Origin of the sequence: Paragemmobacter amnigenus (assembly GCF_009908265.2) — a bacterium.
In the GTDB taxonomy this organism is placed as follows: domain Bacteria; phylum Pseudomonadota; class Alphaproteobacteria; order Rhodobacterales; family Rhodobacteraceae; genus Paragemmobacter; species Paragemmobacter amnigenus.
The window spans coordinates 296,061-319,287 of record NZ_JAAATX020000003.1; the positions used below are offsets into that span (position 1 = coordinate 296,061).

Genomic DNA, 23,227 nt, shown 5'->3' on the forward strand with positions numbered 1-23,227 from the left:
ATTCCCCGCGCCAGCGCCTAGTGTCCGGCGCGGAAACAGGACAGACGCAGGCCATGCAAGACCCCCTTCCCCTCGTGCAGGACATCGTCCTCGTCGGCGGCGGCCACGCCCACGCCCTCGTCCTGCGTATGTGGGCGATGGACCCGCTGCCCGGCATCCGCCTGACCGTCATCAACCCCGCCCCCGCCGCCCCCTATACCGGCATGCTCCCCGGCCTGATCGCAGGGCATTACCGGCAGGACGAGATCATGATCGACCTCGTCCGCCTCGCCCGTTTCGCAGGGGCCCGCGTAATCCTCGACTGCGCCACCGGCCTCGATCCGGCCGCGAAACGCATCCACCTCGCGCAGCGCCCGCCCCTGCGCTACGACCTCGCCTCCATCGACATCGGCATCGGCTCGGGCCTTCCCGACATCGCGGGCTTCTCCGCCCACGCCACGGCGGCGAAACCGCTGGGCGACTATGCCCGCCGGTGGGAGAGCTTCCTCGCCACCGCCCCGCAAGCGCCCCGCATCACCATCATCGGCGCAGGCATCGGCGGGGTGGAACTCGCCCTCGCCTCGGCCCACCGCCTGCGCGCCACGGGACGCGACCCGCAGGTCACGCTGCTCGACCTTGCCCCCGAAGCCCTGCCCAATATCGGCCCCCGCGCCCGCGCCACCCTGCTGGACCGCCTCGCCCGCGACGGCATCCGCCTGCTCACCGGCACCACGGCGACAGCGATCGGCGCGACCGACATCACCCTCTCCGACGGCACCACCCTGCCCTCCGACTTCACCCTCTCCACCGCCGGCACCCGCCCGCAGACATGGCTCGCGGAAACCGGTCTCGCGCTCCATGACGGCTTCCTCGCCGTCACCGAAGCGCTGCAAACCTCCGACCCCGCCATCTTCGCCGCGGGCGACTGCGCCCACCTCACCCACGCCCCCCGCCCCAAGGCCGGCGTCTACGCCGTCCGCGCCGCGCCGGTCCTGCTGCACAACCTGCGCGCCGCCGCCACCGGCCGCCCCCTGCAACCCTTCCACCCCCAGCGCGACTACCTCAAACTCGTCTCGCTGGGCCGGCGCGAAGCCGTGGCCGACAAGTTCGGCCTCCGCTCCGGCGGTGCATGGCTCTGGCGGCTGAAGGACCGGATCGACCGCAAGTTCATGGCGAAGTTCGAAGACTACCCCGCCATGCCCCGCCCCCTCCCCTCCCCCGCCCCCACCGGACTGGCCGAGGCGCTGGGCACCAAACCCCTCTGCGGCGGCTGCGGTGCCAAGGTCGGCCCCGCCGCCCTGTCACAGGCGCTGGGCACCCTCACCCGCCCCGCCCGACCCGATGTCATCGCAGGCGCGGGCGACGACGCCGCCATCCTGTGCCACGGTCAGGGCCTGCAGGTCATCACCACCGACCACCTGCGCGCCACCTGCGCCGACCCGCGCCTCATGTCCCGCATCACCGCCATCCACGCGCTGGGCGACATCTGGGCCATGGGCGCCGCCCCGCAGGCGGCTCTGGCCCAGATCACCCTCCCCCGCCTCTCGCCCGCCCTGCAATCCGACATGCTGGCCGAGATCATGGAGGAAGCCGCCGCCATCTTCCGCGCCGAAGGGGCCGATATCGTGGGCGGCCACACCACCATGGGCGCCGAACTCACCATCGGCTTCACCCTCACCGGCCTGACCGACCGCGCCATCACCAAGGCGGGCGCCCGCGCGGGCGACGCCCTGATCCTGACCAAACCGCTCGGCTCCGGCACGATCATGGCCGCCGACATGGCACTTGCCCGCCCGCCCGAAGGGCTGCTCGGCGACCACGTCGCCGCCGCCTATGCCAGCATGTCCCGCCCGCAGGGCAACGCCGCCCGCCTCCTCGCCCGCCACGCCACGGCCATGACGGATGTCACGGGCTTCGGCCTCGCAGGCCACCTGCTCGAAATGCTCGAAGCCTCCGGCTGCGCCGCCACCCTCGACCTTTCCGCCCTCCCCCTCCTCCCGGGGGCCGAGGCTCTGGCGCGCATGGGCATCGCCTCCTCCATCGCCCCCGCCAACCGCGCCGCGGTGGACTGGCGCCTCACCGCCCCCGCCACCCCGCGCGCGGCCCTCCTCTTCGACCCCCAGACCGCAGGCCCCCTTCTGGCCGCGATCCCCGCAGATCAGGCCGAAAAGACCCTCGCCGCCCTCCATGCCACGGGCGAACCCGCCACGATCATCGGCCACGTCACCGCAGGCCCCCCGCACCTGACCGCGCGCTGATCCCCGCCGCCAGCGGGGGCCAGCCCCCGCACCCCCGGGATATTTGGGAACGGATGAAATCAGGGCGCGACAAAGCCCGCTCCTTCACCTGTTCCGAAATATCCCACGGGGGCGCGGGGGTGTGAAACCCCCGCCGCCGAGCCAAGCGGCAATCCGCCGCGCAGGCGAGACGAAAGAAACGCGCCGCGCCTGCGCGGCGCTCCGCTTCACTGACCGGAAACCAGCCCCGCGATCCGGTCGGCCAGCGCGCCCAGATCGTCCAGCCCCTCGACCGCCACCTCGGTAAAGGGCACCTCCATCCGCGCGCGGTGCTTGCCATAGCGCGGGTCGTAATGGTGCTCCATCAACCCGTCGGCCAGCGCGGCGAACTCCCCCGCCGCGGCCATCGCGCGCCACTCCGCGATCCGCTCGCGCGGATGGGCCAGCGCAAGCTGCGCCACGACCGCATCCAGCCGCGCCACATCCGCCACCAGATCGGCATAGGCCCGCACCAGATACCCCGCCCGTGCCGCCCGCGGGGCCGCGATCGCCACGCGGGGCGCGGCCACCATCGCCCGCCACAGCTTGGGCGGCAGGCGGCAATCGCCGACCTTGGCGCTCTCCGCCTCCACCACCACCGGCCGCGCCGGATCAAGCCGCGCCAGCGCCAGCGCCAGCCGCCCTTCAAAGGCCTTCTGGCTCGGCTGTTCGCCCATCGACCCGAAGAGCGACCCGCGATGGTTCGCCAGCCCCTCCAGATCGATGACCTGCACCCCCCGCGCGGGCAAAAGGTTCAGCACCTCGGTCTTGGCCGACCCCGTATTCCCGTCCAGCACGACCAGCCGATGCGCGAAGGGCTGGTTGTAGAGCGCATCCACCACCAGCCGCCGCCAGGTCTTGTAGCCGCCCGCGACCACCTCCACCCGCCAGCCGATCTGGCTCAGGATCGACGCGAAACTCCCCGACCGCTGCCCCCCGCGCCAGCAATAGACCAAGGGCCGCCACCCGCCGGGCTTGTCGGCCAAGGGCCCCTCCAGATGCCGCGCCGCGTTCTTGGCCACCAGCGCCGCCCCGATCTTGCGCGCCGAAAAGGGGCTGACCTGCTTGTAGATCGTGCCCACCCGCGCCCGTTCCTCGTCATCCAGAACGGGCAGGGATATCGCGCCGGGCACATGATCCTCGGCCCATTCGGCAGGCGCGCGCACGTCGATGATATCGTCGAAATCCAGCGCCAGCACATCCGCCAGCGAATTGAGTACCACCGCCATCAGAACCCCGCCTCGCAGCGCGCGACCAGCGCCGCCAGCATCGCCTCGCACCGCGCCATCTGCTCGACCGTGACGAACTCGTCCGGCTTGTGCCCCTGCGCCATAGACCCCGGCCCGCAGATCACCGTGGGCACCCCCAGCCGCGCATCGAACAGACCCCCTTCCGTGCCGAAGGCCACCTTGATCGTGCCATTCGCCCCCGTCAGCCCCTTCACGAAATTCACCACATCCGCATCCGACGGCGTGCCCAGCCCGGGATAATCCCACAACCGCTCGATCCGGATCTCCGCCTCGGGGAATTCCGCCCGCAGCGGCGCGACAACCGCCTCGCAACCCGCGCGGACCTCCTCGATCAGCCCCGCCACATCCTCGCCCGCCAGCGACCGGATCTCCCAATCCGCCACCGCGCCGTTGGGCACGATGTTCACCTGCACCCCGCCCGACATCTTGCCCACATGCAACGTCGTATAGGGCACGTCATAATCCCCATCCCGCAGCCCCTCTGCCGCCACCCGCGCCTGAACGCCGCGCAGCACCCCCACGAAATCCGCCGCCAGATGCAGCGCGTTCAGCGCAAGGGGCGCCAGCGCCGAATGCCCCTCGCGCCCCACGCAGGTCGCGCGCAACGCGACCTTCCCCTTGTGCCCAGTCGCCACCGCCATCCCCGTGGGTTCCCCCACGATGCACATCCGCGGCCGGACCGGCGCCGCTTCCAGCATCTCGATCATCGACCGCACGCCCATGCAGCCGATCTCCTCGTCATAGGACAGCGCCAGATGCAGCGGCACCCGCAACGGCCGCTTCGCCGCGTCCAGAACGGCGGCAATGGCACAGGCGACAAAGCCCTTCATGTCCGCCGTCCCGCGCCCGTAATAGCGCCCCTCCGCCTCGGTCAGTTCAAAGGGCGGATGCGTCCAGGCCTGCCCCTCCACCGGCACCACGTCGGTATGCCCCGACAGCATCACCCCACCCGCGCCCGCAGGCCCGACCGTCGCGTAAAGATTGGCCTTCCCGCCCCCCGCATCGGGGATCAGCACCGCCTCCACCCCGGCCCCGGCCAGCAAACCCGCCACCCAGTCCATCAGCGCCCTGTTCGGGCGATGGCTCACCGTGTCAAAGGCGATCAGCCGTTCCAGTATCGCGCGCGCATCCATGCCGGGGTCCTTCCGTATCGGCCCCCACCTAACCGCAAACCCGCGTGAAGCGGAACCCCCGCCCCTTCCCCATCGGCCCGTCCCGATGCAAAGGTCACATCCGCACATACGAAAGCGAATCCCATGCGCCCCCTGCCTGCCGCCCTCCTGCTCCTCCTCGCCGCTGCGCCCGCCGCCGCGCAGGAAGAGACCCCGCCCAGCCCGCGCGACGGCGGCGCGGTCGCGCAACTGCTGCACGCCCATACGCTCTTCGACCTCGCGCTGGCGCGGAAAGACCCGCTCGCCACGCTCTCCGCCGCCCGCCTTGCCGCGGGCATCACCGCCACCGACGACGACCGCGCCCCCGTGCCTGCCGGCGAACCCGTCCCCGCCACCTATCCCACGGCGGATGTGATGTTCACCGCCGCCAAGGCACTGGCGCAGGAAGACGATCTCGTCACCGACCTTGCCGCCCGCACCATGGCGGAAACCACCCGCACCCCCACCCTCACCGTGATCCGCAGCACGCGCGGCATCGCGGCGGGCGAAGCACAGGTCTGGCAGATCGCCTTCTTTGCCGGCACCAGCGCCGAAGTCGGGCTTCTGGGCGACGGCAAATCGAACCTCGACCTCTCGGTCACGCTGGGCGAAACGCCGCTCTGCCTCGACACGGCCCCCGCCGACCGCGCGCTCTGCACCTTCGCGCTGGTCGAGAATGCGACCGTCACCATCACCGTGACAAACCGCAGCGAAACCGCCGCGACCTACAGCCTGCTCACCAACTAACCCCCTGATCCGGAACATTTGCTGCGCAGCGAAAACCGCGGCACGCCCGAAAGAAAACGCCGCGCGAAACGCGCGGCGCACAGGGCGGGGTTCACCCCGCCAACCCGCAATGCCTCACATCACCTCGGACAGCTTCACCACACGCCCCTCGGCCACCGACTTCACCGCAGCATCGGCCAGCGCCAGCGCGATCAGCCCGTCCTCACCCGAAGGCTCCGCCGCGCCCTTGCCGCCCAGCGCCGCGATGAAGGTCGCGATCTCGGCCGCATAGGCCTCGGTATAGCGCGTCATGAAGAAATCGTGCAGCGGCGGCCGCGTATAGCCCGCACCCGTGGCGACCTCGATGGACACGGGGCGCTGGTTTTCCGCCGAAACCGCCCCCTTGGCCCCGTGCACCTCGATCCGCTGGTCATAGCCATAGGTCGCGCGGCGGCTGTTCGAAATCATCGCCTGCCTGCCCGACGCGGTCTTCAGCAGCACCTGCACGGAATCGAAATCCCCCGCCGTCCCGATGGCCGGATCGACCAGCACGGCGGCGGTTGCCACGACCTCGGTAATCTCTTCGCCCAGTAGGAAGCGCGCCATGTCGAAATCATGGATCGTCATGTCGCGGAAGATGCCGCCCGACCGCTTGATATACTCGACCGGCGGCGCGCCGGGGTCGCGGCTGGTGATCACCACCATCTCCACCTCGCCCACGGTGCCCTTGTCGATCTCGGCCCGCACCGCGCGGAAATGCGGGTCGAAGCGGCGGTTGAAACCCACCATCAGCGTCCCTTTGTGCGCCCGCACCACCTCGAGGCACTGCTTCACCCGCGCCAGCGACAGGTCGATCGGCTTTTCGCAGAACACCGCCTTGCCCGCCTTCACGAAGCGTTCGATCAGGTCGGCATGGGTATCGGTCGGCGTGCAGATCACCACCGCGTCGATATCCTTGGCCGACTCGATCGCCTCGATCGTGCGCACGTCGCAGCCATACTGGTCCGCAATCGCCTGCGCCGCGGCGGGCATGGCATCCGCCACCGCCACCAGCCTTGCATTCGCGTCGCCCGTCACCGCCTTTGCATGAACCTTGCCGATGCGCCCCGCGCCCAGCAGCCCGAACCTGATCGCCATTTGCCTCACTCCTTGTCTCTCCGGCCCGCAGGGGATCACTCCCCGTAGGCACCATTCACATTCTGGTCGAAATCCACCATCGCGCCGGTCATCACGCCGGACTCCTCGGACAGCAGATAGGACACCAGCCCCGCCACATGCGCGGGCTTCACCAGCATCCCGAAAGGTTGTGCCGCCTCGGCCTTGGCCAGCCAGTCATCCCCCGCGCCGTGGAACTGCCGCTGGATCGCGTCCTCGCCGGGCGTGTCCATCCAGCCCACATTCACCCCGTTCACGCGGATCCTGTGCGACCGCAGCGCATTGGCGCTGTTCTTGGTGATATTGGCCAGCGCCGCCTTGCTGGCCGCATAACCGGCAAGGAAGGACTGCCCGCAATGGCTGCTCATCGTCACGATATTCACGGCCGATGCCGGATGCCCCGCCGCCACCGCCGCCTGCGCGAAACGCTGCAGCGCAAAGAAGGGCCCCTTGGCATTGGTATCCATCAACTCGTCCCACCCGTCCGGCGTGGTATCAAGGATCGATCCCCGCACCGTGGACGCCGCCGCATTGACCAGCGCATTGACCGGCCCGAACCGCATCAGCGCCCGCTCGACCAGTTCCACCGCCTCGCCCGCATCCTTCATGTCGGCGGGCAGGAAGCGCACATCCGCCCCGCTTGCGCGCAAGCCTTCCGCCGCCGCCTCGCCCTTGGTGACATTGCGCCCCGAAATCACCAGCTTGCGGCACCCCTCCGCCACCAGCCGACGGGCAATTTCCAGCCCCAGACCCTGCGCCCCGCCAGTCACGACGGCCACGGTTTGCGAATGATCCGGCATGACTCCCCCCATGGAACACCCAAGCCACCAAACGGAACTTCTATTCCATTTCCAAACAGCTTCAACCCGAATGTTCCACCCTGACGAGTTTCGTCACGCCCGTCAGACCAAGCCAAGCTCCGCGTCCGACGCGACGCGGTCATATTTGTCCTTCGGCGGCATCGGACGCCCCCGCCAATGCGGTTCGAAAACAAAGGAAGACCGCGCCCGCCCCTCGGGCAGCGCCCCGTTCCCCTTGCCAATGGCATAGTCGTAATAAAGCTTCACGATCTCTTCCGCCGTGACCTGCTGCGCGGCGGGATGGGCCAGACAGGCCGCCTTCCACCGTGCCACGCGGGCAAAGGCCGGATCGTCAGGCAAGGCAAACCCCTCATAATAGTCCAGAAACCAGAACCGCATCATCAGCGGCGTATAGACCGCCTCGGCCCAGCCGAACCGGTCGAACAGGAATACCCCGTCGGGATTGTGATGCCGCAGCATGTCATCCAGCCATGCATATTGGTCCAGAAGCGCCTGCCGCTTCGCCCCCGCCTGCGCGCGGTCGCGGTTCATCACGAAAGCATAGCCCGCGTTCCCGAATGGCCCCTCGCGCGAAATGAACAACCGCTCCACTGCCCGCTCGTAAGGATCGGCCCGCGCCACCGGCACCTCCGGAAAGCGCTCCTCGAAATAGCGCATCAGGACAAGGCTCTCCTTCAGGATGCGCCCATCCTCCAGCTCCAGCACCGGCAGCGCGGTCGTCCCCCGCGTCTTGGCCAGCAGTGCCGGATCGCGCGGCGTCGTGATGTCCACCACCCGGAACTCCACCGCATCGCGCAGATCTTTCAGCGCCAGCAGGATTTCCACCCGCTGGGAAAAGGGGCAGACGGGGATGTGGTGGATGATGGGCTTGGTCATGGCGTCCTCCGTGGCGGGGACATCATGCCCACCGCCTGCAACGATTTTCTAGCGAAAATCGTTGAAACGAAGATTCTGGCGAAGCTTCCGCCCGCCCCACCCGCACGCCCCGATCCTTCGCCAGAAGGATCGCCCCCAAAATTCTTCGCAGAAGAATTTTGCCCTATTCCTGCGCCCGCAACACCTGCGCGGGCCTTGCCGCCAGCGGCCGCAGCGCGAACAAGAGCCCCGCCGCCATCGTGGCAAACACCCCCCCCGCCACGATCGCCACGGCCGAGACGGGTTCGAAGAAATACGTCCCCTCCATCACCAGCACCATCACCGCCCATCCGGCCAGACCGCCCGCGACGATCGCCACGCCCCCCGCCGCCGCGCCCATCAGGGCAGAGCGCAAGGCAAAGCTGGCAAGGATCCGCCCCCGCGTCGCCCCCAGCGTCTTCATCACCGCCGCCTCGTAGACCCGCGCCCGCTCGCCCGCCGCCGCCGCGCCCACCAGCACGACAAACCCCGTCACCAGCGTCGCCGCCGCCGCCCAGGCCGTCGCCGTCGCAATCGCCTCCAAGGCCTCGGTCACCCGCCCGATGGCATCGCGGATGCGGATCGCCGTCACATTGGGATAGGCCCGCGACACATCCCGCAGGATCGCCGCCTCTGCCTCCTCCTCGGCATAGACGGTGGAGATGAACGTATGCGGCGCGCCCTGCAGCGCGGCAGGGTTCATCGTCATCACAAACCCCATCCCCGCGCTGGAAAAATCCACCTGCCGGAAGGAGGTGATCGTCGCCGGAATGTCCCGCCCCAGCACATTGACCACCAGCGCGTCCCCCAGCTTCAGCCCGATCTCCTCGGCCTCCTCGGCGGCAAAGGACACCTGCGCCTCACCCGCGTAATCCTTGGGCCACCACTCCCCTGCCACCACCTTTGCATTGGGCTGCGGTTCCTCGGAATAGGTGATGCCCCGATCCCCGCGCACCACCCAATGCTCGCCCGCCACCTCCTTCGCGGGCCGCCCGTTGATCTCGGTCAGCACGCCCCGCAACATCGGCGCGCTTTCCACCTTGGACACCTTAGGATCACCCTCCACCCGCGCCAGAAACCCTTCGATCTGGTCCGGCTGGATATCGACAAAGAAATAACTCGGCGCCCGCTCCGGCAAATCCGTCGCAATCGCCGCCCGCAGGTTGGCATCGATCTGCCCCACCGCCGCCAGCACCGACAGCCCCAGCCCCAGCGACAGCACCACCGCCCCCGCCTCTTCCCGCGGCCCCCCGATCGACGCCAGCGCCAACCGCAACGCCACCCGCCCGCGCGCCAGCCCCGCCCGCGCCGCCGCCCGCGCCGCCCGCCGCAAACCCCATGCCGCCAGCGCCAGCACCGCCAGCGCCGCCACCACGCCCCCCGCCGATCCCAGCGTCAATTGCCACGTCCCCGAAAACCACACCGCGCCCCCGATCAGCAGCACCGCCAGCCCCGCAATCGCCACCAGATGCCGCGCCGCAGGCAAGCCCCCGCGCCCCGCCCCGCGATAGAGTGCCGCCGCCCGCACCCCTTCCGTCCGCGCCAAGGGCCAGAGCGTGAACAGGAACGCCGTCACCACCCCGTAAAACGCCGCCTCGACCAAGGGCATCGGATATACCCCCACCTCCGCCGGAAAGGGCAAGGCCGCCTCGATCACCCCGCCAAACAGCACCGGCACCGCCGCGCCCAGCACAAGGCCCAGCGCCACACCCACCCCCGCCAGAACCGCAATCTGCAAAAGGTAGATGCGGAAAATCAGCCGCCCCTCCGCCCCCAGCGTCTTAAGCGTGGCAATCGTCGCAACCTTCCCCTCAAGATAGGCCCGCACCGCCGCCTGCACGCCCACGCCCCCCACGGCCAGACCCGCAATCCCCACGAGGATCAGGAAAGACCCGATCCGGTCCACGAACCGCTCCACCCCCGGCGCGGCGCGGCGGCTGTCCTGCCAGCGCATCCCCTTGTCGGCAAACTCCGCCTCGGCCCGCGCCTCCATAGCGGCAAGGTCCGTCCCCGCGGGCAGCACCAGCCGATACTCCGTCTCATAAAGCGACCCCGGCTCCAGCAGCCCCGACCCCGCCAGATCGGCCGTCCGAACGATGGTCCGCGGGCCCAGCGAAAAGCCGCCATTCGCACTGTCCGGCTCGCGCAGCAGCACCCCGCCCAGCCGGAATTCCTTCACCCCCATCCGGAACCGGTCACCCGGCGACAGCCCCAGCCGGTCCACCAGAACCTTGTCCATCACGGCACCGGGCACACCCCCCTCCGCCGCCAAAGCCCCCGGCAGATCGCCGCTTTCCAGAACCACCGACCCCAGCAGGGGATAGGCATCATCCACCCCCTTCACCTGCGTCAGCGCCGTCTCATCCCCCAGCACGACCATCGACCGGAAATCGACAACCTCGGAGAGACGTTCCGAAACCCCCTCCATCCACGCCCGCTCCGCCTCATCGGCAAAGCGATAGGTGAATTCCATCTGCGCATCCCCACCCAGCAGCACCGCGCCCTGATCGCTCAACCCCTGCTGGATCGACGCCCGCACCAACCCCACCGCGGCAATCGCCGCCACGCCCAGCGCAAGGCAGGCCAGAAACACCCGGAACCCGCGAAGCCCGCCCCGCAACTCCCGCCGCGCGATGCGCCATGCCAGACTCACGCCGCCACCTCCGGCGCGATCCGCCCATCCGCCAGCCGCACCACCCGGTCACAGCGCGCTGCCAGCTCCGGCGCATGGGTCACCAGAACCAGCGTCGCCCCGTGCCGGTCGCGCAAGCCGAACAGCAGCTCCATGATCGCCGCCCCGTTCACCCCGTCCAAATTCCCAGTAGGCTCATCCGCCAGCAGGATCGCAGGCCGCGGCGCCGCCGCCCGCGCCAGCGCCACGCGCTGCTGCTCGCCCCCCGACATCTGGCTCGGGTAATGCCCCATCCGCGCGCCCAGACCCACGGCCACCAACTCCGCCTCTGCCCGCGCGAAAGCATCCGGCACCCCCATCAACTCCAAGGGCACCGCCACATTCTCCAAAGCCGTCATCGTGGGCATCAGATGAAAGGACTGGAACACCACCCCCATCTTCCCGCGCCGGAAGCGCGCCAGCCCGTCCTCGTCCATCGCCGTCAGGTCGTGGCCCAAGGCGCGCACCTCGCCCCCCGTGGCCCGCTCCAAGCCCCCCATCAGCATCAGAAGCGACGACTTCCCCGATCCCGACGGCCCCACCAGCCCCACCGTCTCGCCCGCATGAACTTCCAGTGATATGCCTTTCAGGATATCGACCGGCCCCGCATTTCCAGCCAAAGTCAACCGCACATCCTTCAGCGCCAGAACCGTATCCGCCATGAAAATCGCCTTCCAACTGTCCAAAGCCAGATATGGCGCGCGCCGCAGGCTGCGCAACATCACATTGGCGTTGGCCCTCTGCCTCCCCGCCGCCGCGCAGGCAGAAACCACCATCGTGGCGCTGGGCGACAGCCTCACCGCAGGCTACGGCCTGCCCGAAGGTGACGGCCTCGTTCCCCAGATGCAAGCTTGGCTCACCGCCCAAGGGTCAGACATCACCCTCATCAATGCAGGCGTCTCCGGCGACACCTCGGCGGGCGGCCTCTCCCGCCTCGACTGGTCGCTGACCCCCGAAACCGACGCCCTCATCGTCACCTTGGGCGGCAACGACCTCCTGCGCGGCATCCAGCCATCCGAAACCCGCAGCAACATCGACAGTATCGTGAAACAGGCGACCGAGCGCGGCCTGAAAGTCCTGATCGTCCCGATGGAGGCGCCCGGCAATTTCGGCCCCGACTACAAGGCCGACTTCGACGCCCTCTACCCCGCCATCGCCACCACCCACGGCGCGGCCATCACCCAACCCTTCTTCCGCCTCCTCGCCCCCGACGCCACCGACCCGGGCCAGATCGCGGCCTTCATGCAACCCGACGGCCTGCACCCCAACAAGGACGGCGTGGCCGAAATCGTCGCCCGCCTCGGCCCCGCCGTGCTGGACCTCGCCAAGCCCACCCCCTGAACGCCGGGCAAGCCCCCCGGCTTCATCTCGGCCCAAATGCCCCGGGGGTCCGGGGGCAGCGCCCCCGGCGGCCTCCACCCGCCCCCCCCCCCCACAACCCCCTTGCAACTCCCCCGCCCGCGTCCGATGACTCGGCGCACGACCGGAGCGCGCCCATGTCCCTCATCCCCGCCCTGAAAACCCTGCTCGGTGACGCACACGTCCTCACCGGCCCCGACACCGCGCGCTACGCCCGTGACTGGATGGGCACCTACGAAGGCATCCCCCTCGCCGTCGCCCGCCCCGCCAACACCGCCGAAGTGGCCGCCACCGTCAAACTCGCCGCCGACCACGGCATCCCCGTCATCCCCGTCTCCGGCAACACGGGCCTCACGGGGGCCACCTACACCGAAGGTGGCCTGCTGCTGTCCACCGAACGCCTGAACCGTATCCGCGAGATCCGCCCCGCCTCGCGCATCGCCATCGTCGAGGCAGGCGTCATCCTCTCCACCCTCCACGACGCCGCAGAAACCCACGGCCTCTACTTCCCGCTCTGGTTCGGCGCGCGCGGCTCCGCCATGATCGGCGGCGTGCTCTCCACCAATGCAGGCGGCTCCAACGTCCTGCGCTACGGCTCCACCCGCGCGCTCTGTCTGGGGCTCGAAGTCGTCCTCCCCGACGGCCGCATCCTCGACCTCATGTCGGAACTCCACAAGGACAACTCCGGCTACGACCTGAAAAACCTTTTCATCGGTGCCGAGGGCACGCTCGGCATCATAACCGCCGCCGTGATGAAACTCGTCCCCGCCCCCCTTGCCCATGCCACCGCCACGCTGGCCGTCCGCTCTCTCCCCGACGCGCTCACGCTCCTCAACCGCCTTCAGGCCGCGACCGGAGGGTTGGTGGAAGCCTTCGAATACATGCCCGCCGATTACATGCGCCGCCTCGTCGCCATCCGCCCCGACATCGGCCGCCCCTTCGCCACCCCCCATGACACGACGATCCTCGTCGAACTCGCCGCCACCGCGCCCGCCCTTGCCACCCCCGCGCCCGACGGCACCGTCCCGCTGGCCGACCTGCTCGAATCCACCCTTGCCGACCTCATGGAAGACGGCCTCGTCCTCGACGCCACCATCGCCCGCTCCACCGCCCAGCGCAGCGCCATGTGGGCGCGGCGCGAGGCGGCGGCAGAAATCGGCGCCGCCGTCAAACCCATGATCGACAGCGACATCGCCGTCCCGCTGGACAAGGTTGCCACCTTCCTCGACCGCATCACCCCCCGCCTCGCCACCATCGCTCCGGGGGCCGATACCGTGACCGTGGCCCATCTGGGCGACGGCAACCTTCATTTCTCGGTCTATCCGGGCGACCCGTCGAAAGACCTCTACGACCGCGTCATCACCGCGATCGAGGATATCGTGCAGGACCTCGGCGGCTCCTTCTCGGCCGAACACGGGGTGGGTCTGTCCAAGCTCAACTCCATGTCCCGCCGCAAGGACCCCGTCGCGCTCGACCTCATGCGGACGATCAAATCCGCCATCGACCCCGCAGGCCTGATGAACCCCGGCAAGGTGATCCCCCCGAAAGACGCCAGAAAATGACCACCCTCGCCGTGCTGCGCGACCCGACCCTGCGGCTCATCGCATGGGCGCTCCTGCTGATGGGGGCGCTCAATGCCTCGGTCTATCCCTACCAGTCGCTGGTGGGGATCGAACGCATCGGCCTGTCCGAACCCGCCTTCGCGCTCATCCTCGTCGCGGCCTCTGCCGTCTCGGTCAGCGCCTCGGTCCTTCTGGGCATCCTGTCGGATCAGAAGGCAAACCGCCGCCGCATCGCGCTGTTCACCGCCACCTCGGGCGCCACGGGCGTGGGGCTCATGCTGGTCGCCCCCTCGCCTCTCACCTTCACGCTCTGCCACGGGCTGCTCTTCCCCGTCGCCTCCTCGCTCTACGGACAGCTCTTCGCGCTGGCCCGCCTCGCCCGTTCCGACGACGGCGCTGCGCGCGACGCGATCCTGTCCACCATCCGCGCGGCCATGTCGGTCAGCTTCCTTGCCATGCTGGTCTTCTGGACCTTCGCCTTCGGCCGGGGTCTGGATGTCACCGCCGTCTACCTCTCGGCCACCCTCGCCGCCGTGGCTCTGACCACGCTGCTCGCACTGAAATGGCCCAAGGACGGCACGACCGCATGGGACGACCGCCCCTCCGGCCTCAACTTCACCCGCGCCATGGCCGAGATCGCCTCGCCCCCGATCCTCATCCGCCTCCTCCTGCTCGGGGCCATCGCCTCGGCAGGGAACCTCTACATGATCCTCACCTCGCTGGTGTTCGAGGCCTCGCCCACCCGCGATTCCGGCACCACCGCGCTCTATATCGGCCTCGTCGCGGGGTGGGAGGTGCCCTTCATGCTCCTCCTTCCCCTCATCACCCACCGCTTGCGCCGCTCCACCCTGATCGCGGGCGGAACGCTGCTCTATGTCGCCCACCTCGCCCTGATGCCCGTGCTGACCGAAAGCGCGTGGCTCTGGCTCCTCCCCCTGCTCGCGGGGCTCGGCGGTACGGCGATCCTGACCCTGCCCATCGCCTATTATCAGGACCTGCTTGCCGGACGCCCCGGCACGGCGGGGGCGATGCTGGCGCTGCAACGGCTGGTGTCGGAACTGCTGGCCGCCTTCGCCTTCGCGGCGGGCAGCTTCTTCGGCAGCTACACCGCCACGGCCTTCCTCGGTGCAGGCGTGGCGGTCACGGGCGCGCTGGCGCTGCTGTGGATCGACCGCAACCGCACCTGACCGGACCGCGATTTTTCTGGCGAAAAATCCCGCCCCCGAATGTTCTGGCGAACATTCCCCAACCCTTGCGCCCCGAATTTTCGCCAGAAAATTCGCCCGCAAAATTCTTCGCAGATGAATTTTGCCCTATCGCCAGCTGAAGAACCCCGCAGGCGCGCGTCCCAGCAGCTCCTCCGCCAGATCGCGCCCCAGCGCCGCCGCATCCGCGACCCCGCCCCGCCGCTCGCCCGTGATGGACTCGCTGCCATCGGGCCGCAGGATTTCCCCCCGCAGCCAAAGCCCGTTCCCCTCGATCACCGCAAGCCCCGCAATCGGCGTCTCGCAGGATCCATCCAGCCGCGCCAGCATGCCCCGCTCGGCGGCCAGCCGCACACCCGTCGGCCCGTCATGGATCGCCGCCAGCATCCATTCCACCCGCGCATCCGCCGCGCGCCGCTCCACCCCGATCGCGCCTTGGGCGACCGCAGGCAGCATCTCTTCCGGGGCAATGGCCCCCCGCGCCACATGCGCCATGCCCAGCCGGTTCAAGCCCGCCATGGCAAGGAAGGTGGCCACCGCCACCCCGTCCTCCAGCTTCCTCATCCGCGTCTGCACATTGCCGCGGAACTCCACCAGCCGCAGGTCCGGCCGCCGCAGTGCCAGTTGCGCCCGCCGCCGCAAGCTTGACGACCCCACCACCGCCCCCTGCGGCAGATCGGCCAGCGAGGCGACCGTGGGCGACACGAACCCGTCGCGCACATCCTCGCGCGGCAGAAAGCAGTCGAGGATCAACCCGTCCGGCTGCACCGTCGGCATGTCCTTCATCGAATGGACGGCAATATCGATGCCGCCGTCGATCAGCGCCTCCTCGATCTCGCGCGTGAACAGCCCCTTGCCGCCGATCTCCTTCAACGGCTTGTCCAGAATCTGGTCGCCCGTCACCTTGATCACCACGATCTCGAACGCATCCTCGGGCAGCGCGAAAGCCGCCATCAGGCAACGCCGCACCTCATGCGCCTGCCAGAGCGCAAGGGGCGAACCACGGGTTCCGATCTTCAACGGCTGGGCGGGATGGGGAAGCGGATATGTCATAGGGGAAGGCATACAACTGTCACGCAAACCTGACAACTCTTGACAAGACCCCGCCACAAGCGGACGCATGGGGCATGACGCAAGTCCACTTCATCCTCGCGCAACGGCAGGTTCCGGCCCGTGGCCCAAGCCACGGGCCGCGCACGACCCGCCCCCTCGGGTCGTGCGCCACAGTCGCCCGCCCCGGCGGATCATGCGCGGCCCTACCGGCGGGACTGCGAAACGCTCCACAGGAGCCTTTCGCAGCCCCTCGCACATCAACCCCGCTATCCTGCACCGCCTCGCGCTCCCTGCTCCCCACGAAAGCCACCCCATGACCCAGCCCGAAAAGACCATCCTGCGCGCCCTTGCAGGCGAAACCCTGCCCACGCCCCCGATCTGGATGATGCGTCAGGCGGGCCGCTACCTGCCCGAATACCGCGCCACCCGCGCGCAGGCGGGGGATTTCCTGTCGCTCTGCTACAATCCCGACCTCGCCGCCGAAGTCACCTTGCAACCGATCCGCCGCTACGGCTTCGACGCGGCGATCCTCTTCGCCGACATCCTGCTCTTGCCGCAGGCGCTGGGTCCGGAACTCTGGTTCGAAACCGGCGAAGGCCCGCGCATGCAGACCACCACCACGATGGATCAGGTGCGCGCCCTGAAACCGACCCACGCCATCCACGACACCCTCTCGCCCGTCTACGAAACCGTCCGCATCCTGTCGCGCGAACTCCCGCGCGAGACAACGCTCATCGGCTTTGCGGGTGCCCCCTGGACCGTCGCCACCTACATGATCGCGGGCCGCGGCAGCAAAGACCAGGGCGCCGCCCACGCGCTGAAAAACACCGACCGCGCCACCTTCACCGCCCTCATCGACCGCATTACCGAGGCCACCGTCGAATACCTCTCGGCGCAGGTCGAGGCCGGGGCCGAAGTCGTCAAACTCTTCGACTCATGGGCCGGATCGCTCAAAGGTCAGGATTTCGAGGATTTCGCCGTCGCCCCCGCCGCGAAGATCATCGCCGCGATGAAGGCCCGCCACCCCGGCCTGCCCGTCATCGCCTTCCCGCGCGAGGCTGGCGCGGGCTACATCGGCTTCGCCGCCAAGACGGGCGCCGATTGCGTGGCGCTCGACAATTCCATCACCCCCGAATGGGGCGCGGCCAATGTCCAGACCACGGGCTGCGTGCAAGGCAACCTCGCCCCCGAACACATGGTCACAGGGGGCGAGGCGCTGGTGCGCGAAACCCGCCGCGTGGTCGAAGCCTTCCGCAAGGGGCCGCATATCTTCAACCTCGGCCACGGCATCACGCCCGATGCCAACCCCGACAACGTACAACTGATGATCGACACAGTGCGCGGGGCCTGACCCCGCCACCTTGCCGCCCGACGGCCCAAGGCATAGGCTGGACCCGAAGGGAACAGCCATGCCACCCCCCGCCATCCTCGAAACCGTGCTCTACGCCGCAGACCCCGATGCCTGCGCGGATTTCTACATCCGCCTCTTCGGCTTTGCCGACCAGCGCCGGGTCAAGGGCCGCTTCGCCTTCCTGCGCGGGGAAACCCAGATGCTGCTGATCTTCAACCCCGGCCCCTCCTCCGACCCCGCCCGGCAATCGGGCATCCCCGCCCACGGCGCGCATGGCCCCGGCCATATCTGCTTCCGCGCCGAAGGTCCCGGCGACCTCGCCCGCTGGCGCGCCCGGCTGACATCGCTCGCCATCCCCCTCGAACACGAACACGACTGGCCGGGCGGCGGCCGGTCGCTCTACCTCCGCGACCCCGCAGGCAACTCCGTCGAAATCGCCGAGGCCCGCATCTGGGGGCTGGAATGACGCTTCCCCTCTGGGTCTGGGCCACGCTCATGGGTGCCATCGCCCAGACCGGCCGCAACGCCACGCAGGCGGGGCTGACCGCGGCCATCGGCACCGCAGGCGCGACGCAGGTCCGCTTCCTCTTCGGCCTGCCCTTCGCGCTGCTCTTCCTTGCCGGACACAGCGCATGGACCGGCAGCACCCCTGCCCTGCCCGGCCCCGCCACGCTGGGCTGGACCCTGCTCGGGGCATGGGCGCAGATCGCGGGAACCGCACTGATGCTCCTCCTGATGAAGGACCAGTCCTTCGGCGTCGCCACCGCATGGCTCAAGACCGAACCCGTCCTCGTGGCCCTGCTGGGTGCGGCGCTGCTGGGCGACGCGCTCACCCCCGGCATTCTTGCCGCCATCGCCATCGCCACGGCGGGCGTGCTGATCCTGTCGGTGAGACCCGGCCCTGCGATCGGCAGCCTCTTCCAGTCGCGCCCCGCCGCGCTTGGCCTCTTGTCAGGGCTGGGCTACGGCCTTGCCGCCATCGGCTTCCGGGGCGGAATCACCACCCTGCCGGCTGGCAGCTTCCTGACCCGCGCGCTCACGACCCTCGCGCTGGCACTGGCGATCCAGACCGCCACGCTGCTCCTCTGGCTTGCCCTCTTCGACCGTGCCGCGCTCAGGGGCTCGTTCCGCGTCTGGCGCACGTCGCTTGCCGCGGGCTTTCTCGGCGCCTTCGCCTCGGCCTGCTGGTTCACCGGCTTCTCGCTGACCACCGCCGCCAATGTCCGCACGCTGGCCCTGGTCGAGGTGCCGCTGGCCCAGCTCGTCGCCCGCCTGCATTTCCGCCAAGGCACAACCGCGCGCCAATATGTCGGCATGGCGACGATCCTCGCAGGCGTCGCGGCCCTGCTCTGGCAACAGGGGTGACCCGCAGGCCGGGCAATACCCGACCTACGCCGCAACCAACCCCCGCAGCACGGCCAACGCCGCCTGCCCGTCCGCATCATCGCCCGCGACAAAGACCGCGACCGTGCCGACCATCCCCAGCTTCGCCTGCATCGCGGGACGGATCGTCAGGACGAAGCCTTCGGCGGTGAACTCCACCCTCTCCACCGCATCCTTCGCGGCAAAGATGTCATCCGACACCTCCAGATACAGCCCTTTGCGATCCCCGGGACGCCCCTCGAAGATCACATAGCCATCCTCGGGGTCCTCGCTCGCGGCAAAGCCCACGGCGTGATCGCCGCCCTCGGTGTCGGTCCAGAAGGCCCGCGCCCTGATCTCGATATCCGCCGCCATTCCCGCGTCCCTTCCAAAACCCCGCGCCCCTCTACAGGCGCGCGCGGGTCAAGTCCACTTGGCAATCGGCGGCAGGCTCATCAGCACGGCATTGGCATCGTGCCCCGTCTCCAGCCCGAACTTCGTGCCGCGGTCGTAGACAAGGTTGTATTCCGCATAAAGCCCGCGATGGACCAGCTGCGCCTCGCGGTCGGCCTCGGTCCATGCCGAGCCCACGCGCCGCTCGGTCACCGGAACGAAGGCGGGCAGGAAATGCCGCCCCACCTCCTGCGTAAAGGCGAAATCCGCCTCCCAGCTATCGCCCCCCGCGCCGCCGGTGTTCAGGTCGTCATAGAAGATGCCGCCCACCCCCCGCGCCCGTCCGCGATGGGGGACAAAGAAATACTCGTCCGCCCAGGCCTTGAACTTCGGGTAATAGCCCGCATCGTGCAGGTCGCAGGCCGCCTGCATCTGCCCGTGAAAATGCGCCGTATCCTCGGCATATTCGATCGCCGGATTCAGGTCCGCCCCGCCCCCGAACCACCAGGCATGCGGCGTCCAGAACATCCGCGTGTTCATATGCACCGCCGGACAATGCGGGTTGACCATATGCGCCACCAGCGAAATCCCCGACGCCCAGAAGCGCGGATCGCGGTCCATCCCCGGCACGCCCCGCGCCGCCATGGCCTTCTGAGCCCGCTCGCCCAGCGTGCCATGCACCTCTGAGACGTTGACGCCCACCTTCTCGAACACGCGGCCCCCGCGCATCACGCTCATCAACCCGCCGCCGCCATCCGCGCGCACCGTCGGCGTCACCTCGAACCGGCCCGGCATGCCCTGACCGTGGCGGTCCTCCAACCCCTCGAAGGCCGCGACGATCTGGTCGCGCAACTCTCGGAACCAGGCGGCGGCACGCGCCTTGCGGGCATCGAACAGGTCGGTCATCTGTCTCTCCAGGTTTACACTTTCCCTGCCTAGCACCTTGGAACCCGTCTCGCCAACATGGCATTTGGCATCACCCCGCCCCCGCGCTATCACGGGGCATTGCCGTTGACCGAGGTTCCCATGCGCCGCCTTCTCTTCGCCCCGCTCCTGATCCTGACCGCCTGCGGCACCCCGCAGGAGCAGTGCATCAACCGCAACACCCGCGACCTGCGCACGATCCAGAAACTGGTGGACGAGACGCAGGGAAACATCGCCCGCGGCTACGCGATCGAGGAATATACCGTCTACGTCCCCGTCTGGCAGGTCTGCGAGGTGCAGCAACCCGTCACCGCAGGCCAACCCGCCCCGCCCCCGCGCTATTGCTTCGAGCCTGAACCCCAGACCAAAACCCGCCCCAAGGCCATCGACCTGCGCGCCGAAGGGGCCAAGCTCGACAGCCTGCTGGAACGCCGCGACCAGCTTGCCCGCGCGGCAGAAGGCGTCATCGCCCAGTGCAAGGCGCAATACCCTGAGTGATTGCCCCCTGATCTCCGGCTCCGACGGGCAGGGCACCGCACCGCGCTCTGCCCGACCAACCCTTGCGGCCTGTCAGAACGTCGGCGCCGATACCACATCCAGCAGCCCCCGCCCGCCATCCAGCGTCAGGACCTGCCCCGTCATGAACCCCGACGCGTCCGAGCACAGGAAATGCGCCGCCTCCGCCACCTCGTCCGCACTGGCGATGCGGCCCAGCGGCGTGCCCGCCTCCACCACGTCGCGCCAGTCGGGATTCTCGCGCAGCGCGCCCTGCAACGACGCGCTCATGACAGATGCAAAGGACACCGCATTGACCCGGATCCCCTTGGGCGCCAGCGCCACCGCCAGCGACCGCGTCATCTGCTCCACCGCGGCCGAACTGATGGAATAGCCCAAGAGTGTCGGCTGCGTCCGCACGGCGGCCAGCGACGACAGGTTGACGATCGACCCGATCATCCCCTCGGCCCCCGTCTTTTCCGCCTTCTGGATCATCCGCTTCGCCGTCATCTGGCTCAGTCTCAGGCTGGTCAGCAGGTTCTGCTCCAGCAACTGCTCCACCGCATCCGCCTCGGGGTCCAGCGCATCGGACAGCGCGCATTGGCGGCTGGCATTCACAAGGATGTCGATCCGGTCAAAGGCATCCACCGTGGCCGACAGCAGATTGGCGATGGTCAGCTTCTGCCGCAGATCGCCCGCGAACATCCTGACCGGCCCCTCGGCGCGCGATTCCTCGCCCACCTCGTCCTCCAGCCGCGCCTCGTCGATATCGGCGAACATCACATTCGCCCCCTTGTCCACAAAGTGCCGCGCAATGGCCAGTCCGATGCCATTGGCCGCCCCCGTGACGATGGCCGTCTTGCCCGAAATCGAAAACGACATGGATATCCCCCTCAGCGCGTCCGCACCGGATAGGCGGCCCGCGTGACCCGAAAGGCGGCATCGCCGCCAATCTCCTGAACCTCGCGGAACAGCGTCCCCAAGGCGCGATCATAAGGCAGGTGGCGGTTCGCGACCATCCACAACACGCCATCCGGCGCAAGTCCGCGCGCCGCCGCCGCGATGAAGGCCAGACCCAGCGCAGGGTCCGCATCGCGGCCCTGATGGAAGGGCGGGTTCATCACCACATGCTCCATCAGCTTGGGCAGCCGGAACGTCGTCGCATCGGCCCAGTGGAACTGCGCCCGCGCATCCGCCACATTGTCCCGCGCACAATCCAGCGCATCCGCCTCCGCCTCGACCAGATGGCATTCCTTCACACCGTCCCGCGCCAGCACGGCCCGCGCCAGATAGCCCCAGCCCGCACCCAGATCGGCCACCTTGCCCTTCATCTCGGCCGGCAACGCAGCGGCCAGCAGGGCCGATCCGCGATCCACCCCGTCCGCGCTGAACACCCCCGCCACGGTGCGGAACCCCTCGACCTCGACCGGCGCCGCGGCCCAACCCGCCAGCCCCGCGCCCGCCGGAAAGACCGCGATCTTGCCATGCGCCTTGGACAGCGCCTCGGACAGCGCCACGCGCCCGCGCAACTCCTTCAGCACCGCGTCCACCCCGTCGGTCTTCTGCCCGTCCACCGCGACAGGCCCCCCCGCCACGACCAGCCCCGCCGCCTGCGCGATCAGCCCCCGCGCCTGCTCGCGCGACCGCGGCAGACAGACCACCGCCGCCGCATAATCCCCCTCCGCCGCCCGCACGGTGCGGAACCCCCGCCCCGCGAACCAGTCGAAATCGGGCCGGAACCCCGTCACCACCTCGACACGGTCCTTCGGCAACCCCGCCAGATCATCGCCAAGGCGCGGACGCAGGACGGCAACCCGCCCCTCGGCCGGAACGGGCAGCAATCCCCCCTCCAGCGCCATCTCCAATCGGGCAGACCGCATCGCTTCATCCCTTCGCAAACCGGCGCGCACCATAGGCGGGGCAAGGGCAAAGGCCAAGTCAGGGCGAAATCTGACGCAGATTTCGCGCCGTTTCCTGACGCAGGAAACGGCGCCCACCGCCAAACTCCGGAATTTGCGCCGCAGTCCGCCGCGTTCTCTGCGCCAGAAATCGCCCGCGCGACAAAGTAACTCCCGTCACTTCTGACGCAGGAAACGGCCCCCACCGCCAAAGCCCGGAATTTGCGCCAAATTCCGCCGCGATTTCTGCGTCAGAAATCGCCCGCGCGCCGAAGTGACCCCGTCACTCCTTCTCCATCGTGCATTGCAGCGGATGCTGGTGCCGGCGCGAGAAATCCATGACCTGCGCCACCTTCGTCTCGGCCACCTCGAAGGAAAAGACGCCCACCACCGCCAGCCCCTTCTTGTGGACCGTCAGCATGATGTCGAAGGCCTGCGCATGGCTCAGCCCGAAGAACCGCTCCAGCACATGCACCACGAATTCCATGGGCGTGTAATCGTCGTTCAGCAGCATTACCTTGTACATCGGCGGACGCTGCGTCTTGGCCTTGGTCTTGGTCAGCACGCCCGACTCGTTCCCCGGCCCGCGGGGCGTGTCGCTCATCATGATCGGCGTCAGGCTCACGGGATACGGGCTCCGCTGGTCGGTTGGGGATTCGGGATTGTCACCACGGCCAAGAATATAATCCAAACCGCCCCCGC

22 protein-coding genes are annotated in these 23,227 nt (G+C 68.9%); 9 read left to right on the plus strand and 13 right to left on the minus strand.

Translation table 11 applies throughout. From position 1 onward, the window contains the following. Nucleotides 1-53: 53 nt before the first annotated feature. The gene (gene selD / locus GU927_RS05755; protein ID WP_161761384.1) at nt 54-2,237 is read left to right on the plus strand and encodes a selenide, water dikinase SelD; all 2,184 of its coding nucleotides are present in this window, start codon (nt 54-56) and stop codon (nt 2,235-2,237) included. A 206-nt stretch (nt 2,238-2,443) separates the two neighbouring features. Here selD and mnmH read toward each other — a convergent pair whose 3' ends face one another. Together mnmH and argE are read right to left on the minus strand one after the other, a co-directional pair. Then, entirely contained in the window at nt 2,444-3,484 is a 1,041-nt protein-coding gene (gene mnmH / locus GU927_RS05760; protein ID WP_161761385.1) for a tRNA 2-selenouridine(34) synthase MnmH, read from the minus strand. Next, nucleotides 3,484-4,638: an acetylornithine deacetylase gene (gene argE / locus GU927_RS05765; protein WP_161761386.1), complete on the minus strand. Its 1,155-nt coding sequence runs from the start codon at nt 4,636-4,638 to the stop codon at nt 3,484-3,486. The genes mnmH and argE overlap by 1 nt, the downstream gene beginning before the upstream one ends. 123 nt (nt 4,639-4,761) lie before the next feature. Here argE and GU927_RS05770 point away from each other — a divergent pair, with 123 nt between their 5' ends. Then, on the plus strand, nt 4,762-5,403 hold the full coding sequence (locus GU927_RS05770) for a hypothetical protein (protein ID WP_161761387.1): 642 nt from the start codon (nt 4,762-4,764) through the stop codon (nt 5,401-5,403). A gap of 114 nt (nt 5,404-5,517) precedes the next feature. Here the strand turns inward: GU927_RS05770 and iolG are convergent, their stop codons facing one another. From iolG to GU927_RS05795, 5 genes are all read right to left on the minus strand, one after another. After that, nucleotides 5,518-6,519 (minus strand): inositol 2-dehydrogenase, encoded by a 1,002-nt coding sequence (gene iolG / locus GU927_RS05775; protein ID WP_161761388.1) that lies wholly within the window; start codon nt 6,517-6,519, stop codon nt 5,518-5,520. 35 nt (nt 6,520-6,554) lie between these two features. Further along, nucleotides 6,555-7,337: an SDR family oxidoreductase gene (locus tag GU927_RS05780; protein ID WP_161761389.1), complete on the minus strand. Its 783-nt coding sequence runs from the start codon at nt 7,335-7,337 to the stop codon at nt 6,555-6,557. Between the two features lie 102 nt (nt 7,338-7,439). Continuing rightward, entirely contained in the window at nt 7,440-8,234 is a 795-nt protein-coding gene (locus tag GU927_RS05785) for a glutathione S-transferase family protein (protein WP_161761390.1), read from the minus strand. A 163-nt stretch (nt 8,235-8,397) separates the two neighbouring features. Then, on the minus strand, nt 8,398-10,905 hold the full coding sequence (locus GU927_RS05790; RefSeq protein WP_161761391.1) for an ABC transporter permease: 2,508 nt from the start codon (nt 10,903-10,905) through the stop codon (nt 8,398-8,400). After that, nucleotides 10,902-11,585: an ABC transporter ATP-binding protein gene (locus tag GU927_RS05795; RefSeq protein WP_161761392.1), complete on the minus strand. Its 684-nt coding sequence runs from the start codon at nt 11,583-11,585 to the stop codon at nt 10,902-10,904. The genes GU927_RS05790 and GU927_RS05795 overlap by 4 nt, the downstream gene beginning before the upstream one ends. Between GU927_RS05795 and GU927_RS05800 the strand changes: the two genes are divergently transcribed. The 3 genes from GU927_RS05800 (at nt 11,584) to GU927_RS05810 (ending at nt 15,031) form a co-directional block, all read left to right on the plus strand. After that, a complete protein-coding gene (locus GU927_RS05800; protein WP_161761393.1) occupies nt 11,584-12,264 on the plus strand; it encodes an arylesterase in 681 nt (226 codons plus the stop codon). The two genes, GU927_RS05795 and GU927_RS05800, sit on opposite strands and share 2 nt — an antisense overlap. Nucleotides 12,265-12,419: 155 nt before the next feature. Further along, the gene (locus GU927_RS05805; protein ID WP_161761394.1) at nt 12,420-13,844 is read left to right on the plus strand and encodes an FAD-binding oxidoreductase; all 1,425 of its coding nucleotides are present in this window, start codon (nt 12,420-12,422) and stop codon (nt 13,842-13,844) included. Next, nucleotides 13,841-15,031, plus strand: a complete 1,191-nt coding sequence (locus tag GU927_RS05810) for a hypothetical protein (protein WP_161761395.1) — start codon at nt 13,841-13,843, stop codon at nt 15,029-15,031. The genes GU927_RS05805 and GU927_RS05810 overlap by 4 nt, the downstream gene beginning before the upstream one ends. Before the next feature lie 126 nt (nt 15,032-15,157). On the opposite strand, the gene hemC is transcribed toward GU927_RS05810, so the two are convergent. Then, nucleotides 15,158-16,102, minus strand: coding sequence for a hydroxymethylbilane synthase (gene hemC / locus GU927_RS05815; protein WP_161761396.1), 945 nt, complete (start codon nt 16,100-16,102; stop codon nt 15,158-15,160). A gap of 313 nt (nt 16,103-16,415) precedes the next feature. Between hemC and hemE the strand changes: the two genes are divergently transcribed. Genes hemE through GU927_RS05830 form a run of 3 tightly spaced genes read left to right on the plus strand, consistent with a single transcriptional unit; the run spans nt 16,416 to nt 18,818 of the window. Next, nucleotides 16,416-17,453: a uroporphyrinogen decarboxylase gene (gene hemE / locus GU927_RS05820; RefSeq protein WP_161761397.1), complete on the plus strand. Its 1,038-nt coding sequence runs from the start codon at nt 16,416-16,418 to the stop codon at nt 17,451-17,453. Between the two features lie 58 nt (nt 17,454-17,511). Next, a complete protein-coding gene (locus tag GU927_RS05825) occupies nt 17,512-17,919 on the plus strand; it encodes a VOC family protein (RefSeq protein WP_161761398.1) in 408 nt (135 codons plus the stop codon). Beyond that, complete coding sequence (locus GU927_RS05830) at nt 17,916-18,818, plus strand: EamA/RhaT family transporter (RefSeq protein WP_161761399.1); 903 nt, start codon at nt 17,916-17,918, stop codon at nt 18,816-18,818. The genes GU927_RS05825 and GU927_RS05830 overlap by 4 nt, the downstream gene beginning before the upstream one ends. Before the next feature lie 24 nt (nt 18,819-18,842). Here GU927_RS05830 and GU927_RS05835 read toward each other — a convergent pair whose 3' ends face one another. Both GU927_RS05835 and hemF read right to left on the minus strand, forming a co-directional pair. Continuing rightward, entirely contained in the window at nt 18,843-19,190 is a 348-nt protein-coding gene (locus tag GU927_RS05835) for a hypothetical protein (RefSeq protein ID WP_161761400.1), read from the minus strand. 48 nt (nt 19,191-19,238) lie between these two features. Then, nucleotides 19,239-20,114 (minus strand): oxygen-dependent coproporphyrinogen oxidase, encoded by an 876-nt coding sequence (gene hemF, locus GU927_RS05840; RefSeq protein ID WP_161761401.1) that lies wholly within the window; start codon nt 20,112-20,114, stop codon nt 19,239-19,241. A 57-nt stretch (nt 20,115-20,171) separates the two neighbouring features. Here hemF and GU927_RS05845 point away from each other — a divergent pair, with 57 nt between their 5' ends. Continuing rightward, nucleotides 20,172-20,630, plus strand: coding sequence for a hypothetical protein (locus GU927_RS05845; RefSeq protein ID WP_217765538.1), 459 nt, complete (start codon nt 20,172-20,174; stop codon nt 20,628-20,630). Nucleotides 20,631-20,702: 72 nt separating this feature from the next. On the opposite strand, the gene GU927_RS05850 is transcribed toward GU927_RS05845, so the two are convergent. From GU927_RS05850 to clpS, 3 genes are all read right to left on the minus strand, one after another. Further along, a complete protein-coding gene (locus GU927_RS05850) occupies nt 20,703-21,509 on the minus strand; it encodes an SDR family NAD(P)-dependent oxidoreductase (RefSeq protein WP_161761403.1) in 807 nt (268 codons plus the stop codon). 11 nt (nt 21,510-21,520) lie between these two features. Further along, a complete protein-coding gene (locus GU927_RS05855) occupies nt 21,521-22,507 on the minus strand; it encodes a class I SAM-dependent methyltransferase (protein WP_161761404.1) in 987 nt (328 codons plus the stop codon). 301 nt (nt 22,508-22,808) lie between these two features. Then, nucleotides 22,809-23,129: an ATP-dependent Clp protease adapter ClpS gene (gene clpS, locus GU927_RS05860; protein WP_217765547.1), complete on the minus strand. Its 321-nt coding sequence runs from the start codon at nt 23,127-23,129 to the stop codon at nt 22,809-22,811. Between the last annotated feature and the right edge of the window lie 98 nt (nt 23,130-23,227).

Excerpts from the sequence above, each read along its gene's own strand:
- GU927_RS05845 (WP_217765538.1), top strand. The coding sequence starts at position 20,172 with ATGGCATTTGGCATCACCCCGCCCCCGCGCTATCACGGGGCATTGCCG.
- GU927_RS05795 (WP_161761392.1), bottom strand. The coding sequence starts at position 11,585 with ATGGCGGATACGGTTCTGGCGCTGAAGGATGTGCGGTTGACTTTGGCT.
- mnmH (WP_161761385.1), bottom strand. The coding sequence starts at position 3,484 with ATGGCGGTGGTACTCAATTCGCTGGCGGATGTGCTGGCGCTGGATTTC.
- GU927_RS05780 (WP_161761389.1), bottom strand. The coding sequence starts at position 7,337 with ATGCCGGATCATTCGCAAACCGTGGCCGTCGTGACTGGCGGGGCGCAG.
- GU927_RS05810 (WP_161761395.1), top strand. The coding sequence starts at position 13,841 with ATGACCACCCTCGCCGTGCTGCGCGACCCGACCCTGCGGCTCATCGCA.
- clpS (WP_217765547.1), bottom strand. The coding sequence starts at position 23,129 with ATGAGCGACACGCCCCGCGGGCCGGGGAACGAGTCGGGCGTGCTGACC.
- hemE (WP_161761397.1), top strand. The coding sequence starts at position 16,416 with ATGACCCAGCCCGAAAAGACCATCCTGCGCGCCCTTGCAGGCGAAACC.
- argE (WP_161761386.1), bottom strand. The coding sequence starts at position 4,638 with ATGGATGCGCGCGCGATACTGGAACGGCTGATCGCCTTTGACACGGTG.
- hemC (WP_161761396.1), bottom strand. The coding sequence starts at position 16,102 with ATGACATATCCGCTTCCCCATCCCGCCCAGCCGTTGAAGATCGGAACC.
- GU927_RS05805 (WP_161761394.1), top strand. The coding sequence starts at position 12,420 with ATGTCCCTCATCCCCGCCCTGAAAACCCTGCTCGGTGACGCACACGTC.
- hemF (WP_161761401.1), bottom strand. The coding sequence starts at position 20,114 with ATGACCGACCTGTTCGATGCCCGCAAGGCGCGTGCCGCCGCCTGGTTC.
- GU927_RS05825 (WP_161761398.1), top strand. The coding sequence starts at position 17,512 with ATGCCACCCCCCGCCATCCTCGAAACCGTGCTCTACGCCGCAGACCCC.
- GU927_RS05855 (WP_161761404.1), bottom strand. The coding sequence starts at position 22,507 with ATGCGGTCTGCCCGATTGGAGATGGCGCTGGAGGGGGGATTGCTGCCC.
- GU927_RS05770 (WP_161761387.1), top strand. The coding sequence starts at position 4,762 with ATGCGCCCCCTGCCTGCCGCCCTCCTGCTCCTCCTCGCCGCTGCGCCC.
- GU927_RS05785 (WP_161761390.1), bottom strand. The coding sequence starts at position 8,234 with ATGACCAAGCCCATCATCCACCACATCCCCGTCTGCCCCTTTTCCCAG.
- GU927_RS05835 (WP_161761400.1), bottom strand. The coding sequence starts at position 19,190 with ATGGCGGCGGATATCGAGATCAGGGCGCGGGCCTTCTGGACCGACACC.
- selD (WP_161761384.1), top strand. The coding sequence starts at position 54 with ATGCAAGACCCCCTTCCCCTCGTGCAGGACATCGTCCTCGTCGGCGGC.
- iolG (WP_161761388.1), bottom strand. The coding sequence starts at position 6,519 with ATGGCGATCAGGTTCGGGCTGCTGGGCGCGGGGCGCATCGGCAAGGTT.
- GU927_RS05830 (WP_161761399.1), top strand. The coding sequence starts at position 17,916 with ATGACGCTTCCCCTCTGGGTCTGGGCCACGCTCATGGGTGCCATCGCC.
- GU927_RS05800 (WP_161761393.1), top strand. The coding sequence starts at position 11,584 with ATGAAAATCGCCTTCCAACTGTCCAAAGCCAGATATGGCGCGCGCCGC.
- GU927_RS05850 (WP_161761403.1), bottom strand. The coding sequence starts at position 21,509 with ATGTCGTTTTCGATTTCGGGCAAGACGGCCATCGTCACGGGGGCGGCC.